Source organism: Bradyrhizobium sp. NDS-1, from assembly GCF_032918005.1.
Taxonomy (GTDB): domain Bacteria; phylum Pseudomonadota; class Alphaproteobacteria; order Rhizobiales; family Xanthobacteraceae; genus Bradyrhizobium; species Bradyrhizobium tunisiense.
On sequence record NZ_CP136628.1, the window covers coordinates 1,783,124 to 1,801,516 of the forward strand.

Sequence of the window (18,393 nt, forward strand, 5' to 3'; positions counted from 1 at the left end):
ATTCAATGTGGTCGACCAAGTGCGCCCGGTCGATTCAATGGGCGGGCAATGGCTTGCTCTTCACGAGTTCCCGCAGACGCTGGAACGTCACGTAGAGCATCGGCACCAGGAAGATTCCGATCGAGCTCGCGGCGAGCATCCCCGCAAACACGGCTGTACCGACAGCCCTGCGGCTGAGCTCCGCAGCGCCGGTCGCGATCACGAGCGGCAGCAGACCAAGGATGAAGGCCACGGAGGTCATCATGACCGCGCGGAAGCGCATATGGGCGCCCTGGACCGCGGCGTCCTCTAGCGCCACGCCCGCTTCGCGTTGCTCCTTGGCGAATTCGACGATCAGAATCCCGTTTTTGGCGGCGAGCGCGATCAGCACCACCAGCCCGACCTGGCCGTAGAGGTCGAGATTGAGGCCTGCGAGCTTGATGCCGACATAGGAGCCGAGCACGCCGACGACGACGGACAGAAGCACCGGGATCGGGATCACCGTGCTCTCATAGAGCGCCACCAGGAACAAATAGGCGAACAGCACGGCAAGCATCAGCACGATCCCGGTCTGGCCGGCCGCCTGTTGCTCCTGGTACGCGGTGCCGGTCCATGCGAAACTGTAACCCACGGGCAGCACGGCATTTGAGACATCGGCCATCGCGGCCATCGCGGTGCCCGAGGAGACGCCGGGGGCCGGGCTGCCGTTCACTGTGACCGAGCGGTAATTGTTGTAGCGGGTGATCACCTGGGGCCCGGTCACGATCCTGACCCCAGCCAGCGATCTGATCGGCACCATCTGTCCGGCGGCGTTGCGCAGATAGATGCGCCATATGTCAGAGATATCGCTGCGGTCGAACGCTTCGCCCTGGACGTTAACCTGCCAGGTGCGGCCAAACCGGTTGAAGTTGTTGACGTAGATGCCGCCGAGCGTCGCCTGCAGGGCGGTGAAGATATCGCTGATCGTCACTCCGAGCGCCTGCGCCTTGCCGCGGTCGATGTCGAGATGGATCGACGGATTGGTCGCTGTGAAGGTGGAAAAGACGCGCGCCAGACGTGGATCGGCATTGGCGGCGCCGATCAGCGCGTTTGTGACGCTCGAGATCTCGGCCGGGCTCTGTCCTTCCAGTGCCTGGAGCTGGTATTCGAACCCGCCGCCGGTGGAGAGACCGATGATCGGTGGCAGGTTGAACGGCAGCACATTGGCCTGTCGGATCTGCGCGCCGGCCGCGAAGGTCTGCCGGATCAGTGCTTGCGCGGAATCCGTTGCTGCCTTGCGGTCGGCAAATGGCTTCAGGCGCGTCACGACCAGCGCGCTGTTCGATTCGGAGGCGCCGTCGAGCAGGGAAAAGCCGACGATGGCAAGAACGTGGTCGACAGCTGGCATCTGCTTCAGGATGTCTTCGATCTCTCGGGTGACTTCGCTGGTTCGCGCCACCGACGCGCCGTCCGGCAATTGCACCGAGGTGAAGAAGGCGCCCTGATCTTCCTCGGGCAGGAAACCCGTCGGCGTGATCAGCGACATGCCGAAGATGCCGGCGGCAAGGAGCGCGACGAGCAGAGCGGAGAGGCTGGCCATGCGCACGAGGCGACGGACGCCGCTGCTGTAGCGGTCGCGAATCCAGTCGATCGAGCCGAGGACGCGGCCCATAATGCCGCGCCTGGGTCCGGCGTGGCGCAGGAACAGCGCGCACAGAGCGGGCGACAGTGTCAGCGCGTTCAACGCTGAGATCACCATCGCGGCGCTGATCGTCACCGCGAACTGGCGAAACAGAGTTCCGGAAACGCCTGGAATGAATGCAATAGGTACGAAGACCGACAGCAGCACCAGGGTGATCGCCACGATCGGTGCGGTGATCTGGGTCATGGCCTTCTTGCTGGCCTCGGTCGGAGAAAGGTCAGGCTCCTCCTGCATGACCCGTTCGACGTTCTCGACGACGACGATGGCATCGTCCACGACGATGCCGATCGCGAGCACCATCGCCAGCAGGGATACCGTATTGGCGGAATAACCCAGCACCAGCAGGACGGCGAATGTGCCGATCAGGCTCACCGGAACCGCGATTGCCGGGATGACCGTGGCTCGGAGATTGCCGAGGAAGAGGTACACCACGATCACGACCAGCACGAAGGCCTCGCCCAGCGTCTGCAACACCTCCGCGATGGTGTCGCGCACGAAGCTCGTGGAATCGTATTGCACGAGGTAGCTCAGCCCGGCGGGGAAGTGCTGCGACAGCCGCTGCATCGTCGCCGCCACGGCTTGCGCGGTGGTCACCGCGTTGGCGCCCGGCGCCAGATAGATCGCGACCGGTACGGCTGCGCGTCCGTCGATCCGCGCTTCGCTGTCGAGGTTTTGCGCGCCCATCTCGACACGGGCAACGTCCTTCACCAGCAGGGACGAGCCGTCCGGGTTGGCGCGAAGCACGATATTGGCGAACTGGTCGACGGTGGCGAGCCGGCCCAGGGTCTGCACGTTGAACTGGAATTGCTGGTCCTCACTGATCGGGCGCGCGCCGATGCGGCCGACCGGCGCCTGGACGCTTTGCGTGCGAATTGCGGCAATGACGTCCGACGGCGTGAGATTGAGGCTGGTGAGCCGTTGCGTGTCGAACCAGATCCGCATCGAGTAGTTCATCTTGGCGAACAGATTGGCCTGGCCGACGCCCGGGGTGCTCGCGATCGCGTCGAGCACGTTGATGATGGCGTAGTTCGTGATGAACAGCGGATCCTGCTCGCCATTGGCGCTGTAGAGCACGAGGAATTGCAGGATCGACGAGGACCGCTTGCGGACCGTCACGCCCTGTTGCTGCACTTCGGTCGGCAACTGCGACAGCGCGCTTTGCACGCGGTTGTTGACATTGACGGTGTTGATGTCGGGGTTCGTGCCGAGCGCGAACGAAACCGTCAGCGTGTAGCTCCCGTCGCTGGCGCTGGTCGATTTCATGTAGAGCGCGCGGTCGACGCCGATGATCTGTGCCTCCAGGGGCTGGGCGACGCTGTTCTCGACGACTTCGGCGGATGCGCCCGGGAAGGTGCCCGAGACGGTGACCTGTGGCGGCACGATGTCGGGAAATTGCGCCACCGGAATCTGCGTCAGAGCGAGCGCGCCGGCGATGGTGATGATGAAGGCGATCACCATCGCCAGCCGGGGACGATCGATGAAGACCGCGGACATCATGGCCTGTCGCCCGCCCGTCCGGCCTTGCCGGAGGTGCCCGGAGCTGCTTGCGGGGCCGCACCATCCGCGGCCTTCATGATCGACAGGATCATTGGGCTTGCCGGCCCCGGCGAAACGACCTGGCCGGGGCGAACCCGCTGCAGCCCTTCGACGATCACCCTGTCGCCGGCCGCGAGCCCGGCGATGACTGCCGCGATGGTCGGCGTCGATTGCCCGAGCTGGATGCGGCGCTGCTCGGCCTTGTCGTCGGCGCCGACTGCGAGAACATAATCGCCCTGCTGATCGGAGAGTACGGCGGAGCGCGGGATCGCCAGCACCTCGATCGGCTGGACCCCCTCCAGCACGACCGTCACGAATTCGCCGTCGGTCAGCTCGTGAACGGTGACGCCGGGCGCCGAGGACGCCCGCAGGATGGGATTGCCGATCTCGCCGCGCACGGTGATCGTGTCGGTGTTCTGGGCAATGGTATTGTCGACGAAATTCAGTTTGCCGGACTGACCGTACATGCGGCCGTCGGGCAGTCGCAGCCTGATGACGACGGCCTCCAGGCCGCCTTGCGGCCCGTATCGTTCCCGTAGTTCCAGTCCTTGGCGCAATGGCACGGGGAAGGTGACATACATCGGGTCCTGACTGACGATGGTGGTCAGCACGCCCGAGCTTGGGCCGACGACGTTGCCTTCCGTCAAAGCCGTGCGTCCGATCTTGCCGGCGATCGGCGCGACGATCTTGGTGTAGTCGAGATTGATCCGGGAGGCCTGAGCCTGGGCTTGCGCGGCCTGGACCTGGGCTTCGAGGCTGAGCTGGTTCGCGATGGCGGCGTCGTAGGTGGATTGTTGCCCGGCAGGGCCTCCGAGCAGAGTCCGCGCACGTTCCGTCGTCTGCTTGGCATTCTCGAGTGTCGCCTGAAGCTGCGCCACCTGCGCCTGTTTCGACGCCAGATCCGCTTCGAATGGGCCACGTTCGAGCCGGTAGAGCTCATCGCCTTTGCTGACCTCGGCGCCTTCCTCGAACAGGCGCCGTTCCAGAAATGCGGTGACGCGCGCAACAACATCGACCCGGTTGATCGCCTCGATCCGCCCGAGAAATTCACTGCTCTCGGTGATGGGTCGCCTTATTGCCTCCACCACGCCGACCGCGGGTGGCCCCGGCGCGGCGGGCTGGGTCCGGCCCGGCCCGCCGGCGATGATCGTCGGGAGAATTGCCACCAGCAGCCTGATCGAGACGCCAGCAAGGTTCATTGTCCGCTCCTTGCAACCGGGCTTGGGACCGGGCCGGTGCTTCACCGGCGCCTCCTTACTCCCGCGGTGCTCGATCGCCGCGCACGGGCTCGTCGTAACCCCTGCGCCGGCTATAGAACATCAGTGCGATCAAGCCGCCGCCGGACACCAGCATCAGGATTGCAGCGCCTACCAGGATGGCGTTGCGGTAAAACGGCATTGATGGCGCTTCCTGCCATACCGCCAGGGTGTACCAGGTCGCCAGAACGAGAAGCGCCGCGAGAATGGCTCCGAGAAGCCATAGGTTGGTGTGGCGCACGATCTCCTCCGTCGTCCGGCTCGGTGCTACCCGGCGCCTTCATGACCCGTCGGCCGCCTTGCGGTTGCGCAAGGGCGTGGGCCTAGAGCCACCGCCATCCGCAGCGCCGACGCCCGCGATGCCACCAGCAAACCCAGCGGCGGCTGCGCGGTCGCCGGCGGCGCCAGCCAGGACGAGGCGGCGGTCCCCATTGTGCCTGCGTCAGGAGATCCGGCCGCCGGTCGGTCTGGCCGAGATCGGGTGCGATCGGCATCGCTTCCGCAACCGCAATGAAGCGGACGCCGATGGCGCCGATCGCCGCGACAGCTGCGGCATTTCGGGCAAGGCCAAGGAAAGCGCGGCGGTTGGGCGTATCCATCATCTTCTCTCCCTGTGTTACGCAGTCCGTCGCACGGACTGAAGCGCGTAAAGCAGCCAGGCGAGGCCGTGCGAGATCAGGTCGACGCCAAGCAGGAATCCGAGGATCCACGGGCTCATGGTGACGAAGCTGAACAGGATCAGCGCGCCGGCGACCAACCCGAAGATGCCGGAGATCAGCATCATCCATCCGCTTTCGCGCCAATGGGCAAAGCTCAGCACGCATCGAATGACACCTGAGGCGATCAGGACCGCGCCTAGAAAATACGTGAGGATCAGGGCGCCGGAGGCGGGTTCAGTCAGCAGCACGAGCCCGAAGGCGACGTAGAGGGCGCCGAGCAGGATCTGCCACAGGAAGCCGCCCCATCCTTTGGTCCAGAAGGCGTGGACGATCTCGAATGCGCCGGCCGCGATCGCGGTCAATCCGATCAACTTCACGCTGATGATGGTCGCGAACGCCACGTCGCTGAGGGCTGCGATACCGGCGGCGATCATGACGACGCCAAGGAGAGCGCAAACCCACAGGGGTGGAGGGCCCAGAGCTGCGATGCCGGACCGGCTGTCATAGACTGTCATGCCACGCTCCTGATCTACTAGGGATCGCCACCCCGACGCGACGGTAGCTTTGGAGCCGGAGCGTCGACATCCGACGAAACCCTGAGCGACCGGGCGGGAATGTTCGCATGGAGTCTCGGGAGGGATCGCCCTGAACGAGCTAGCGCCTGCGGCGCGGACCGAGAGAGAGGTTGGTCACGCCCGCCGCCAGGTTGATTCCAATGGATCGCTCGATCGAAAGCGGCTGCAACATCACGCTCCGGCGCGAGCCGCCAATCAGGACATTGGCCCCGAGGCCGGGGCCGAATGCGACATTGGCGCTCGCGCCCACATAGTTTCCGCGCAACGTGCCGGGACCGATCCGCGAATTCTTGGCGAAGACCGCCCAGGAGAGACTACCCGCGGAGGTCGCTCCCAGGTCGAGACCGACGCGCCTTATGCGTCCCTCGTAGATGTATTGTCGAGGCGGTCTGCGGGCATAGAAGAAAGTACAGCGCAGCGATTGCACCGATCCGAGGACCAAGCCCACGCGCGGTGAGCTGAGGCATAGCAGTCTGCCGACCCGGAATGCGTCGGCGCGGGCGGGCGAGGCGGCGGTGCAAAGCAACGCGCATGCGGCAAGGCAAAGGAACCGTATCATTGGCATTCAAGCCTCCATCTGGTCGTTCATGGGCGCGGCCGCGGGCCGTCGATCCTGGCGAAGCCAGAACGTGATGCCGAGGCCGATCAACAGCACCGCGCCAAGCAGGAAAAAGAAGACGGATTGCTTCAGCCAGGATATCGCCGGAACGGTCACGCCCATCGCAAGGCCCAGAAATGAAATCTGTAGCGACAGAAGGCTGACGCCCGCGAGGAAAGTGCCGAGCGCGAGCAACGTCAGCAGGACCAAGCCGGTCGCAGGTGTCGGGAGCAGTTGCTGAACCCCCGACATCAGCATGATGTTCATCGTGACCAGTACGGCAATCCAGTGCAGCGCCTGGGTCCAGATCAATCGGAGCTGGGCGTCCTTGCCTTGTGTCTCCGGCCATTTCGTGACGACGCAGACCACGCCGATGGCGAGCGCCAGGAACTCCCAGTAGCCGACGAGAGGCTGGTGGGAGACGTTGGTATAGGCGACGCCTGCGACGGCGAGCACCAGCGCCACCACATAAGGGAGTTGCTGCCACAAGAAACGGGCCATGTTGAATTGAGGCGCGGCAGGCTCCGCGCCCTCGTTCCGTTGTAGATCGGTCTCGCTCATGGTCCACCCACTCACGATCGGTTGCTGCCGAACGTCGGCTTGGGGTCGTCGCCGAGATAGTCCTCGACGTAGAACCGGATGATTGCGACACGGCCGATTGCCACCAGGGGCATGGCCATCGCGATGCCCAGGACGCCGAACAGTGCGCCAAGCATCACGATCGCGACGAGCGTCCAGGCAGGTGGGATCTCGACCGCCTGACGGTGGATCAGCGGGCCGATCACGTAGCCTTCGATCGACTGGATGATCGTGTAGATGAGCACGGCCCAGATCAGAAGCGAGCCGCCGAGTGGCATTGCGACGAGCGCGATCGGAAGCGCCGCCACGATCGGTCCGAGGTACGGAATGAAGTTCGACAAGCCTGCCTGCAGTCCGAGCACCAGAGGTCCGGGCAGCCCGACCAGATAGAGTGCGACCCAGACGCACAGCGTCATGAGAATGATTCGAATGAACTGTCCGATCAGCCACAACCGCATTACGCTGCCCATCTCGTCCATGACCGCTCTTGTTCGCGCGCGGTAGGGTCGCTTCACCAACATGACCAGGCTCTCGCGATGGCTGGTCGGATCGAAGGCGAAGAGGATTCCGAGGAATACGATGACCAGCGCGCCGGTCAGAAGACTCGATGCTCCGCCGAGCACGAACTGGGCGTGGCTGAGAAAACGCCCCTGGTCCGAGAACAGCCATTGCGCAAAGTCGCGGCCCCATTCCGGGCCGAGCAGGTCGACTCCGTAGGACAGGAGATGCTCCTGCAGGACGTCGATCTGGCTGTCCATGACCTTCAGCAGCAGGCGGGTCTGCTCCGGTAGCTTGCCAGCGCCCCATACCAATCCAAATCCCGACAGGGCGGAGAACAGCAGCAGGACGATCGTCAGCCGCCAGACGCGAGCGAGCGGAAGGATCGGGGCCAGCGCCCTTGCGCAGGCATCCAGAAATGCGCCGAACAACACGCCTGCAAAGATGAGCAGGAGACTGGACACTGTCTGCCACGCCAGGAACAGGAGGACGCAGGCAGCGAGCAGGCTGAGCGCGGTCGCGAGAACGCCGCGCCCGGCTTGCTCCGGCAGGCCGCTGGACTCCTCGTGCGGAACGAGTTCGCGAAGCCGCTCCGGCCCTGTTCTGGAATCGCTCATGGATCGGTCCAATCGCGAGGGTGGATGATCGTTCGCGGCACCTAGGTGCGGACGCGCCGGCTGCCGAAATGCGGATGCTTGCCGCCGCGATGGCGCCAGTAGCGGTGCTTGGTCGGGTTCGTATTGACATTGGGCGCCACGTTCTTCGCCGACGCGCCGGTGTCCTTCGGCGCCAGCACTCCCTTGTCAGTCGACTGGGCCAGCAACGGGGTTGGAGTTACGGAAATCGCCACCAACCCGCCCAGGATCAGGGCGCCCCAGATGGTTCGAATGCTCATATTCGCCTCCATGCAGCCAAGGACCAGGACTCAAATCGAGATGGCTCCGGTGGACAGTGCGTAGACGCCGACACATGCGGCGACCGTGATCACCGCAAAGAGGACTGCCTCGAATGGCCTGAATGCCGCTTCCTTGCGCTCGCGCCGGGCGAGAAGAAACAGCAGCGTGCCGGGCGCATAGAGGATCGAGGACAGCAGGAGAAACTTCGGCCCGCCTGCGTAGATCATGCCGGCCGCGTAGACCGTCGCGACTGCCGAGCGGATCCAATCAACGACACGGGCGCGTTCGCCGGCGCCGTAGGCCTCGCCGGTCCAGGCGAGCTTGAGACCGTAAGCCGCAACAAAGAAATACGGGATCAGCGTCATCGCGCTCGTCATCTTCAAGGCGAGCGTGAAGGCATATTCCGCAAACCAGGTGACGAGGAGGAAAGTCTGGATGACGCAGTTGGTGAGCCAGAGCGCTCCAGCAGGGACCTTGTACGCGTTCACTGTTGCGAGAAAGGACGGCATGGTGCGGTGGACCGCCGCGGAATGCAGCACCTCAGCCGCCAGGAGTGACCAGGACAGGTAGTTGCCGAGGACCGAGATCAGGAGTGCCACGCTGATGAACATGCTGCCCCAGCGGCCGACGATCGCTTCCATGACCCGGCCATGGATGGCGTCGGCAGATCCGCCAGTTCCGGCCGCAGCAGCACGCCATAGGACAGCAATGTCACGAGGACGAGCAAGCTGAGCACCGTCAGAAAGCCGGCAATGGTTGCAAACCCAACATCGGTGCGGCTCCTGGCATAGCGGGAATAGACACTGGCGCCTTCAATCCCGACGAACACGAACACGGTCAGGAGCATCGTGCCGCGAACCTGGGTGAGCACATTTGAATGCTCAGGCTGCTCCGTTCCCGTGAAGTTCATGGAGAAAAGCCCGCCGTCGAAGGCGATGGCCGCGGCCGCGATGAACAGCAGGATCGGGATGATCTTGGCGTAGGTCGCGATCGTATTGAGCGTGGCGGCGTTTTTGATGCCGCGCAGCAGCAGAATGTGCACGCTCCACAGCAGGACGGACGCCGAAGCGATCGCCACCGCCGTTGTACCGTCACCGAAGACAGGAAAGAACTGTCCGAGTGTTGCCTTGATCAAGACGAGACAGGCGACATCCGCAAGGCAGCATCCGATCCAGTACCCCACGGCCGAAGCGAAGCCGATATACTCGCCGAAGCCGGCCCTGGCGTAGGCATAGATGCCGGCGTCGAGGTCCGGCTTTCGGTACGACAAGGCCTGGAACACGAAGGCGAGCATCAGCATGCCGGAGCCTGCGATCGTCCAGGCGATCATCGCGCCGAGCGCACCCGTGGTCCGCCCGAATGATGCAGGGAGTGCGAAAATGCCGGAGCCGACCATCGACCCCACCACGAGCGCGATGAGCGCATTGCGCGAGAGTTTTTGGTCGACCTCATTCGGTAACGAAGCCATGGCAAGATGGCCTTCCAATCCGCGATCGGCGGACACCGATGCCGCTCGATCCCGGCGAAGACCTTAGAGGCGGCTTTCCCGCTGGCACATCAGGGATTCTCTGTAGGAAGCAGGGGCAGGAAATGGCCAGTCGGTTCTGCGCCGCCTGCAGGCCGTAGCAGTGGGGCGGTCGTGCCTTCGTTGGGATCCGATGATGGCCCGGGAGCGGCCGCCAAAAGCACGACGCCGGCACGGCAGAATTCACCGGCCTTCGCGAGCTCGGCCGCAATGCGTTGGGCGTGCAGAACTGCCGCATCCTGATCGGAATATTCGCAGCCGATCCCATCGGGAGTGAGACCGTATCTGTCGACGATGTGAAAATAGAAGCGCATGTCAGCGGATTAGTCCGCGCGGCGACCATCTCCTAGTGACAAACGCGTAAGGCTCCCCCTCCAAAAGGAGGACAGGTGAGCGGCGGTTCCAGATTTCCGCATTGTAATGGGCGGGACGGTCGCTGCGGATCGCCAGTAAATTGCAGGGCAAACAGAGTGGTTTCCCCGCCGGCATTCGGGTGATTGTCCGATGCCGTCCTCTGATCGCGGGGAATAGCATAGGCCCTGTCAGTAAGCGCTGAGAGGAGACGAGCGATGCCGAATTACGATCAGAACCTGACGGCCGCGCGTGCGGGCGGTGGTGGCACAATCGCGGTGGATGCCGGACTGCGTGACTACATGATGCGCATCTACAATTACATGGCCGCCGGCGTCGGCCTGACCGCCGTCGTCGCATGGCTGACCTATCAGCTCACCGGTCCCGCCTTGCTGCAGAGTCCGCTGATGTGGGTCTTCATCCTGGCGCCGTTGGCGCTGGTCTTCTTCATCGGTTCGCGCATCGATACGCTGTCGGTATCAACGGCACGGCTTCTGTTCTTCATCTATGCCGCCCTGGTCGGCGTGTCGCTCTCGACGCTGTTTCACATCTACACCAATGCGTCGATCACGCGCGTCTTCTTCATCGCGGCAGCAACCTTCGGAGCGCTCAGCGTATTCGGCTACACCACACGACGCGACCTGTCCGGTCTCGGCACCTTCTTGTTCATGGGCCTGATCGGCGTCATCATCACCAGCCTGGTCAACTTCTTCCTGCAATCTTCCGGGCTGGACTGGCTGATCTCGGTCGTTGGCGTCGGTGTGTTTGCCGGACTCACGGCCTACGACACGCAGCGGATCAAGGCGATGTACGACGGCAGGGATGATGAAACGTCGGCTGGCCGCAAGTCCGTGATTTCGGCATTGTCGCTCTACCTCAATTTCATCAACCTGTTCATGATGCTGCTGCGCCTCGCCGGTGGTCGGCGCTGAGCAGGCCGAAGGCGCCGTTCAGGCCGCCGGCCGTTCAGCCGCGCTCGCGAGCGCGTCGCGCAAGGCCTGTTCCTTGGTGTCATCCAGCGACGTTTTCAGCACAGTCCCCCCGGCGTCCTTGATCTCCTTCAGCACCTTGTCCGCCGTCATGTTCTTGATCAGGACGAACAAGGCGGCGTTGCCGGTGTGAAGCGAAGCAGACAATTCCTTCATGAAGGCGTCGTCGATGCCGAAATCGGACAGGGCGCCGCCGAGCGCGCCGGATGCCGCGCCGACCGCGACACCGAGGATCGGATTGAGGAAGATCACGCCGATCAGGAGACCCCAGAAACTTCCGGTCATCGCGCCCACCGCCGTCGTGTTGACGAGTTGATTGAGCTTGATGCCGCCGGAATCGGTTTTCACGGCGATCACGGCGTCGCTGAGTGTGATCAGATATTCCTTCTGCAGCCTGAGCAGCCGTTGACGCACTTCTTCGGCCTTCGCCTCGGATGGATACACGATCGCTACGAGATCGGACATGCAAGCCTCCTGCTGGGTCGAGCTCCGCCGGCCAAGCCTGGGAGGCCCGGCGGGACACACCGAAAGATTAGCTGCAGGCTCCCCGGCGCGGCATCGGAGAAAACCCCGGGAGTTGTGGGATGAATGTTCCTGATCATCTCCATGGAGGGACAGCGGATCCGATCCATTCCCAACCGATGCTTGAGCTCCCGCCTCCCACGGCCACAGGCATCGACATACTGAACGGCAGTGCCTGGCGCGAAGAGAAAACGGCTCCCCAACGGCTGCGTAATGCGTCTTCATCGGGAGCGCTCCTTCATTGGCGAGGAGAATCCCGATCCTCGGCTAGGTAATCACCCGATATTCCAGCCCCGGCGCAAGGCGCATGGTGCAACCGGTGGACAAGTCGATCGGCCGGGATGCAACGCAAGCTCGTGTCGCGAGGTCTTCACATGGCTGAGACGTCGTCAATCCAGAAGCTCTCGCTGTTCGCGTTGACCGCGATGGTGGTCGGCTCGATGGTCGGCTCGGGCATCTTTTCGCTGCCGAGAACCTTCGGCATCGCCACCGGACCGTTCGGTGCCATCTTCGCCTGGTGCATCGCAGGCGGCGGCATGTACACCCTCGCGCGAGTATTCCAGGCGCTGGCGGAACGAAAGCCCGAGCTCGATGCCGGCGTCTATGCCTACGCGAAGGAGGGGTTCGGCGACTATCCCGGCTTTCTGTCGGCATTCGGATACTGGATAGGGAGCTGCATCGGCAACGTCTCCTATTGGGTGCTGATCAAGTCGACGCTGGGCGCCTTCTTCCCGGTCTTCGGGGACGGGAATACCGTGATCGCGATCGTCGTCGCTTCGATCGGAATATGGCTGTTCCATTTCATGATTCTGCGCGGCGTGCAGCAGGCGGCCGCGATCAACACGATCGTGACGATCGCGAAGATCGTGCCGATCCTCGTCTTCATCGTCATTCTGATCGTCGGGTTCAAGGCGGACCTGTTTCAAACGAATTTCTGGGGCGGTGAAGGCATGCCGGACAAGGGCTTGTTCGAGCAGATTCGTGCGACCATGCTCGTCACCGTTTTCGTCTTTCTCGGCATCGAGGGCGCCAGCGTCTATTCGCGCTACGCCAAGGAACGCGCGCATGTCGGCGCTGCGACCATTTTGGGATTTGCGATCGTGACGAGCCTGATGGTGCTCGTGACCATGCTGCCCTATGCCGTGCTTCCCCGCGCCGAGATCGCCGGCATGCGGCAGCCATCGATGGCGACCGTACTTGAGGCGGTCGTCGGACATTGGGGCGCGATCTTCGTCAGCGTCGGACTTCTGGTTTCGGTGCTGGGGGCCTATCTCGCCTGGTCGCTGATCTGCGCCGAAGTGCTCTCCGCCGCGGGCCGGACCAGGGACATGCCGGCCTTGTTCGGCACGGAAAATGCGAACAAGGTGCCGGCCGCGGCGCTTTGGCTCACCAATGCGATCGTTCAGCTCTTCGTCATCAGCACCTATTGGTCGCAGGATGCATTCGCGTTGATGCTCAATCTGACGAGCGTGATGTCGCTGATTCCGTTCTTCCTCGTCGCAGCCTATGGGCTTCTGCTCGCCAGGCGAGGCGAGACCTATGGGAAGGACAACGGCGACAGAACGCGCGACATGATCTTTGCCGGCATCGCCGTCGTCTACACGCTATTCCTGATCTACGCCGCCGGAATGAAGTTCCTGCTGCTGTCCTTGATCCTCTATGCGCCCGGGACGGTACTCTACTTCTGGGCGCGTCTGGAGCAGAAAGCGAGGGTCTTTACGGCCGTCGAGTGGGTCATCTTCATCGCCGCCGCCGTGGGCGCTGCTGTCGGAATCCACGGTTTGGCCATCGGCTACATCACCATCTAGGCAAGGCAACTCCCGGGAGAACTCCCATGGCAAAGCAGGCGTCGGGCTCGGTTTCCTTCGGGGTCCATTCGGAGGTCGGTCAACTCCGGAAGGTGATGGTCTGCTCACCCGGCCGCGCCCATCAACGCCTTACACCGTCCAATTGCGACACCCTGCTGTTCGATGACGTGCTGTGGGTCGAGAATGCCAAGCGCGATCACTTCGACTTCGTCCAGAAGATGCGTGACCGCGGTATCGAAGTCGTCGAGATGCACGACCTGCTGACGGAAACGGTCGCAATCCCTGAGGCGCGGAAGTGGATTCTCGATAACCAGGTGGTGCCCGATCAGGTCGGTCTCGGCCTGGTCGACGAACTGCGGAGCTATCTGGACGGCTTGAAGCCACGCGACCTGGCCGAAACACTGATCGGGGGCGTTTCCACCCACGACTTCCCCGACGCTCATGGCGGCGAGATGCTCAGGCTCGTGCGCGAAGCCGCCGGCATGACCGAGTATCTGCTGCCGCCGCTTCCCAACACGTTGTATACGCGGGACACGACCTGCTGGATCTATGGCGGGGTCACGCTGAACTCGCTCTACTGGCCGGCGCGGCACGAAGAGCCGATCCTCGCGACCGCCATCTACATGTTCCATCCGGATTTCGCCGGTAAGGTCAATGTCTGGTGGGGTGATCCGACGCGGGACCACGGTCTTGCGACGCTGGAAGGCGGCGACGTGATGCCGATCGGTAAGGGCAACGTACTGATCGGGTTGAGCGAGCGCACCTCGCGGCAGGCGATCAGCCAGGTCGCCGCAGCCTTGTTCAAGAAGAAGGCAGCGGAGCGCGTGATCGTGGCGGCGATGCCGAAGCTCCGTGCGGCGATGCATCTCGATACCGTCTTCACGTTCGCTGACAGGGATTGCGTTCTGCTGTATCCCGACATCGTCGACAACATCGCGGCGTTTTCCTACCGGCCAGCCGACAATTCGGCCGGCATCGAACTACGCAGGGATGAAAAGCCGTTCGTGGATGTCGTGGCGCAAGCCCTTGGTCTGAAGAAGTTGCGTGTGATCGAGACCGGGGGAAACGCCTATATGCGCGAGCGAACACAGTGGGACAGCGGCGCCAATCTGGTTTGCGCGTCTCCTGGCGTGGTGTTCGCCTATGACCGCAATACCTACACCAACACCCTGCTGCGCAAGGAAGGGATCGAGGTGATCACGATCGTCGGTGCGGAGCTCGGGCGCGGACGGGGAGGCGGTCATTGCATGACCTGTCCGATCATCAGGGATGCGGCGGACTACTAGGCCATGCAAAAAGACGGGGCTCGGTCGTGAGGCCGGTCTGTCGGGGCGGAGCGCTGCTCTGGCCCTCTTGCACCTGCGCGATTGGTGGAAGCGCAGGATTGGCTCCATGCGACGCGGTGAGTGAGAACCTTTCGGCAATTCACGAAATGGCGGTCGTCGATTCAATCTCTGATTTTGAATCATATCATCAACACGCCACAATCGTTGCCCAGGCTAAGGCGATTCCTGGTGCACGCAAGAGCCAACGAGGCACACGATGCGCAGGTCGAGAGCTTTTTTGCCGGTCTTGTGGTTGTTGGGAACCGGCACTGTTTGGGCTGCCGACGTTGATCTCACCGAATTGAAGGCGAGCAGTCCCGTTCCGTACTACTCCGCTCCGTCCTGGAGTGTCGTCGGTTCCGTCACGTCGAACTTTACCGATAATGCCCTGTTCAGCCGGGACAATCGCAGGTCGGATTTCTTCTATGAGCCCGACGTGAGCGTCAGGCTGGATGGGAACCTCACAGATGACCTGTCGTATCGGCTCTACGCACGCGCACAATACGATGCCTTTGCGAGAGAGAAGGACGGCAATGCCGCAGTGGCGCGGATGGGAGCGCGCCTGACGGAGAACTGGAACGGCTGGCGCTTCTCCGCCATCTACGAGCACCGATACGATTTCGACGGGGTCTACCGCGATCTCGCTTTCACGTCGGACGATCTGATGGGCTCGGTGGCACGCGACTTCCGCGTGAACAATGTGACATTCTCACCGCTATTACTCCTGACCTACCGGTTTTCCGACCTAGCGGAAGCTCGGCGCTGGCGCTTCGATGCCTTGCTCGGCATTGAGGTCAAGCTCGATCCGGAATGGTCGATCGTGAGCACGCCGTTGTTCGAAGCCTTCTGGTTCACCGACGGCTTGAACAGGGGACGACAGGATCAGATCTACTCCGCGGACATCGGCCTGAGGTATAATTTCGCCAGCAACATTTCGCTTACGACGAGTGTGCTGTATGAGGCGCGAGAATCGAACGTCATGGTGCGGCGCTACAGGGATATCAGGATCGGTCCCCGGCTTGACTTTGCCTTTTGAGAGATCTGCAAGATGACGTTGAGGCGCGCTTGGGTGCTATTCGGGGTCATAGCCAGTTTGACGGCGGCATCCGCCGCGGCCGCGGACGCGCGCGACTCCGTGGACCGGAGCCAGCGTCTCGATACGGATGCACTCAGGGACGACGCCGGCACCCAACGGTTACGGGCGCCGTCTCATCCGCTGGTGATCGTGCCGCCGCAACAGCCTGTGCCAAACGCAAGGAAGGGAAAGAAGAACAAGTCGAATACGCGCGGCGCTATGAGCCGCTAGCACATCGCGTCTCAACTGGTGCGATCGCCTCGGCGCAATCGTGAAGGCGATTTGCTGCGCTTGAGTATCTGTTGCAGCTTATTTGAATTACGGCGGGATAATCCGGCAAAAACCAGCCATTCGATCCCTCCCGACGTCATTTCACCGGTGCGAGATTTTATTCCGTCAGCAACACTACCTGGTGGTGTGAGCAACCTTACGGTGTATACTCTGCCGACCCCAAGGGCGTGTGTCTCCTGGTCCATGGATGGATATCTCGCCGGCGGGGCAGGGAGGAGACTCTCGATGTTCGACCTCAATGTATTGAGCTTCAATATGTTGAGCTTCAATGTCGGGCGTCACCGGTGAATAGTGGTGCGTACCGTGAAGCTGCATAGCTCGCCCGCCTGTGAGTCGAGTGGAACCAGTGTCAGAGGGTGGTTGCGACTTGGCTCGCAAGAAAGACTTGGCCCGGAAGAAACCAGCGAACGCCTTTACTGGGTCTTCTCATCCGATCTTCTTTTTGCAGTACGCCCTTCGTTTGAAGGGCACTTCGTGTATGAGGGGATCAATCCGGCGTTCGAGCTTTGCCTCGGCGTCTCGTCGGAAGACATCCGGGAGATGGACGTCTCCAACTGCCTCGGCAGAGACGACGCCAGAGCCGTCGGCGAAGCTCTCCGCGCGTGTCTCGCAGAAGGAGCCGAGGTCAGGATTCGCCATCGCCTTGCGTTTGGCGGCCAGCGCCAGAACATGGAAACGACCATCGCTCCGATCATGGACGGCGCCGCCGGTGGTGCGGTCCGGTTGATCGGCAGCCATCGCATCGCGCGCAACGGACTTCTCGAAGGCGGCGTCGAAGAATCTGACGCCGCGCAGGCGAGTGTCAATTTGCTGTCTATTCAGGAGGATATTCAACAACGCATTGCATCCGATCTGCACGACTCGACGTGTCAGCATCTGATTGCCGCGAGCCTCGGTCTGATGCGGATCCGGCGGACCATGGACGATCCGGTCGGAGCCGAGCGCCTTTGCGATGAGATCGACGCGTCGATCGACGAGGCGCTCAGGGAAATCCGCGCCTTCGCCTACCTGCTGCACCCGCAGAATCTGACGGAAGGGCTCAAGGCCACGATCGAGCATTATGCCGATGGATTCGCGGCGCGCACGTCGTTGCGGGTCACGACCAGGATCCTGGCCGACGTTGATCGATTGCCCTACGAGACGCAGCGCTCATTGCTTCGGGTCGTTCAGGAAGCTCTCACGAACGTATTCCGCCATGCAAAGGCGACGGAGGTGAGCATCGTCATTGACGGGGCCGGCAGCCAGTTTCGGCTGACCATCAGCGACAACGGGCGCGGGCTTCAGGCCGGCCGCGCGAACCGGCCGATATCGACCGGCGTTGGAATTCCCGCCATGAGAGCAAGACTGGAGCAGATCGGAGGTTCGCTGGAGATCCGCACCGATCCGGCAACGCCTCGTTCCGGCACCGTTCTGTGCGCCGTCTTTCCGCATGCGTTGGTCACTAACAGGCGAAACCGGCGAAAGGACGCCACTGTCACGAGGGTCCCCGCGGGCACCCACTGAGGGAAGAAAAACACTGATCACCGGCAGCAGGTCGGAACGCGTTCGTTTCGGCCAAGCCGCCGAGTAACGACATTGGAGTGCTCGTCATGAAGCGATTTCTCATCGCAGATGACCACGAAGCGGTACGGTCGGGCTTGCGAGCGGTGCTCGAACAACGGGCGGATTGGGAAGTGGTCGCCGAGGCGAGCGACGGCGGCAAGGCGCTGACAGCGGCGATCGAGAGCCGGCCTCACGTGGCCATCGTCGATTTTTCCATGCCGCGAATGACCGGACTGGAGGTCGCGCGGCGGATCAGGGAATATCCGCTGCAGACCGAGGTCCTGATTTTCACGGTGCACAGCTCCGGCCTGCTCGCCCAGCAGGCATTTGAGGCCGGCGCGCGCGCCTTCCTGGTGAAATCCGACGCCAACAGATTGCTGATGACGGCCGTCGATTCGCTTCTGGCGCACAAACGGTTCTGCACCGAGAGGTGCCGGAACGAGCTGAACGGCCAATCTGGCAGCACTGCAGACAGGCATCCGGGGCTCACTCCGCGCGAGCAACTGGTCGTCAAACTGGTTGCCGAAGGCTACAGCAACAAGGGCATCAGTGCGATCCTCAACCTCAGCGTCAAGACCACCGAGGCCCATCGGGCCGCCGCGATGCGCAAGCTGGACGTGAGCTCGACTGCGGGCCTGGTCCGATACGCGGTCCGCGCGCAACTGGTCGAGGCATGACGATGCCCCGCCGGGTTTGATGGCCGCGGCC

General features: G+C 62.7%; 17 protein-coding genes and 1 pseudogene. 6 read left to right on the forward strand and 12 right to left on the reverse strand.

Annotation, left to right across the window (positions count from 1 at the left end; translation table 11 throughout):
* Nucleotides 1-34: 34 nt before the first annotated feature.
* The 11 genes and pseudogenes from RX330_RS08425 to RX330_RS08475 all read right to left on the reverse strand — a co-directional run bounded on the left by RX330_RS08425 (nucleotide 35) and on the right by RX330_RS08475 (nucleotide 10,096).
* Nucleotides 35-3,157 (reverse strand): efflux RND transporter permease subunit, encoded by a 3,123-nt coding sequence (locus tag RX330_RS08425; protein ID WP_317242699.1) that lies wholly within the window; start codon nucleotides 3,155-3,157, stop codon nucleotides 35-37.
* Complete coding sequence (locus RX330_RS08430) at nucleotides 3,154-4,395, reverse strand: efflux RND transporter periplasmic adaptor subunit (protein WP_317242700.1); 1,242 nt, start codon at nucleotides 4,393-4,395, stop codon at nucleotides 3,154-3,156. The genes RX330_RS08425 and RX330_RS08430 overlap by 4 nt, the downstream gene beginning before the upstream one ends.
* A gap of 55 nt (nucleotides 4,396-4,450) precedes the next feature.
* Nucleotides 4,451-4,693, reverse strand: coding sequence for a hypothetical protein (locus RX330_RS08435; RefSeq protein WP_317242701.1), 243 nt, complete (start codon nucleotides 4,691-4,693; stop codon nucleotides 4,451-4,453).
* 82 nt (nucleotides 4,694-4,775) lie between these two features.
* On the reverse strand, nucleotides 4,776-5,054 hold the full coding sequence (locus RX330_RS08440) for a hypothetical protein (protein WP_317242702.1): 279 nt from the start codon (nucleotides 5,052-5,054) through the stop codon (nucleotides 4,776-4,778).
* A gap of 14 nt (nucleotides 5,055-5,068) precedes the next feature.
* Nucleotides 5,069-5,626: an HdeD family acid-resistance protein gene (locus RX330_RS08445; RefSeq protein WP_317242703.1), complete on the reverse strand. Its 558-nt coding sequence runs from the start codon at nucleotides 5,624-5,626 to the stop codon at nucleotides 5,069-5,071.
* A 139-nt stretch (nucleotides 5,627-5,765) separates the two neighbouring features.
* The gene (locus tag RX330_RS08450) at nucleotides 5,766-6,251 is read right to left on the reverse strand and encodes a DUF992 domain-containing protein (RefSeq protein WP_317242704.1); all 486 of its coding nucleotides are present in this window, start codon (nucleotides 6,249-6,251) and stop codon (nucleotides 5,766-5,768) included.
* Nucleotides 6,252-6,845, reverse strand: a complete 594-nt coding sequence (locus RX330_RS08455) for a hypothetical protein (protein WP_317242705.1) — start codon at nucleotides 6,843-6,845, stop codon at nucleotides 6,252-6,254.
* 11 nt (nucleotides 6,846-6,856) lie between these two features.
* The gene (locus RX330_RS08460) at nucleotides 6,857-7,978 is read right to left on the reverse strand and encodes an AI-2E family transporter (protein WP_212091943.1); all 1,122 of its coding nucleotides are present in this window, start codon (nucleotides 7,976-7,978) and stop codon (nucleotides 6,857-6,859) included.
* A gap of 41 nt (nucleotides 7,979-8,019) precedes the next feature.
* Nucleotides 8,020-8,256: a hypothetical protein gene (locus RX330_RS08465; protein WP_212091945.1), complete on the reverse strand. Its 237-nt coding sequence runs from the start codon at nucleotides 8,254-8,256 to the stop codon at nucleotides 8,020-8,022.
* A 30-nt stretch (nucleotides 8,257-8,286) separates the two neighbouring features.
* A pseudogene (locus RX330_RS08470) lies at nucleotides 8,287-9,725 on the reverse strand (basic amino acid/polyamine antiporter).
* Between the two features lie 89 nt (nucleotides 9,726-9,814).
* The gene (locus RX330_RS08475) at nucleotides 9,815-10,096 is read right to left on the reverse strand and encodes a DUF6894 family protein (protein ID WP_212092141.1); all 282 of its coding nucleotides are present in this window, start codon (nucleotides 10,094-10,096) and stop codon (nucleotides 9,815-9,817) included.
* A 255-nt stretch (nucleotides 10,097-10,351) separates the two neighbouring features.
* On the opposite strand from RX330_RS08475, the gene RX330_RS08480 reads away from it, so the two are divergent.
* A complete protein-coding gene (locus tag RX330_RS08480) occupies nucleotides 10,352-11,065 on the forward strand; it encodes a Bax inhibitor-1/YccA family protein (RefSeq protein WP_317242706.1) in 714 nt (237 codons plus the stop codon).
* Between the two features lie 18 nt (nucleotides 11,066-11,083).
* Here the strand turns inward: RX330_RS08480 and RX330_RS08485 are convergent, their stop codons facing one another.
* Complete coding sequence (locus RX330_RS08485; RefSeq protein WP_212091950.1) at nucleotides 11,084-11,587, reverse strand: DUF1269 domain-containing protein; 504 nt, start codon at nucleotides 11,585-11,587, stop codon at nucleotides 11,084-11,086.
* A 431-nt stretch (nucleotides 11,588-12,018) separates the two neighbouring features.
* Here RX330_RS08485 and RX330_RS08490 point away from each other — a divergent pair, with 431 nt between their 5' ends.
* The 5 genes from RX330_RS08490 (at nucleotide 12,019) to RX330_RS08510 (ending at nucleotide 18,362) form a co-directional block, all read left to right on the forward strand.
* Complete coding sequence (locus RX330_RS08490) at nucleotides 12,019-13,452, forward strand: basic amino acid/polyamine antiporter (RefSeq protein ID WP_317242707.1); 1,434 nt, start codon at nucleotides 12,019-12,021, stop codon at nucleotides 13,450-13,452.
* Nucleotides 13,453-13,478: 26 nt separating this feature from the next.
* Nucleotides 13,479-14,738 (forward strand): arginine deiminase, encoded by a 1,260-nt coding sequence (gene arcA, locus RX330_RS08495; protein ID WP_317242708.1) that lies wholly within the window; start codon nucleotides 13,479-13,481, stop codon nucleotides 14,736-14,738.
* A 256-nt stretch (nucleotides 14,739-14,994) separates the two neighbouring features.
* A complete protein-coding gene (locus tag RX330_RS08500) occupies nucleotides 14,995-15,813 on the forward strand; it encodes an outer membrane beta-barrel protein (protein ID WP_212091956.1) in 819 nt (272 codons plus the stop codon).
* A gap of 690 nt (nucleotides 15,814-16,503) precedes the next feature.
* Nucleotides 16,504-17,646, forward strand: coding sequence for an ATP-binding protein (locus tag RX330_RS08505; RefSeq protein WP_317242709.1), 1,143 nt, complete (start codon nucleotides 16,504-16,506; stop codon nucleotides 17,644-17,646).
* An 86-nt stretch (nucleotides 17,647-17,732) separates the two neighbouring features.
* Complete coding sequence (locus RX330_RS08510) at nucleotides 17,733-18,362, forward strand: response regulator transcription factor (protein WP_317243860.1); 630 nt, start codon at nucleotides 17,733-17,735, stop codon at nucleotides 18,360-18,362.
* The last annotated feature ends 31 nt before the right edge of the window (nucleotides 18,363-18,393 follow it).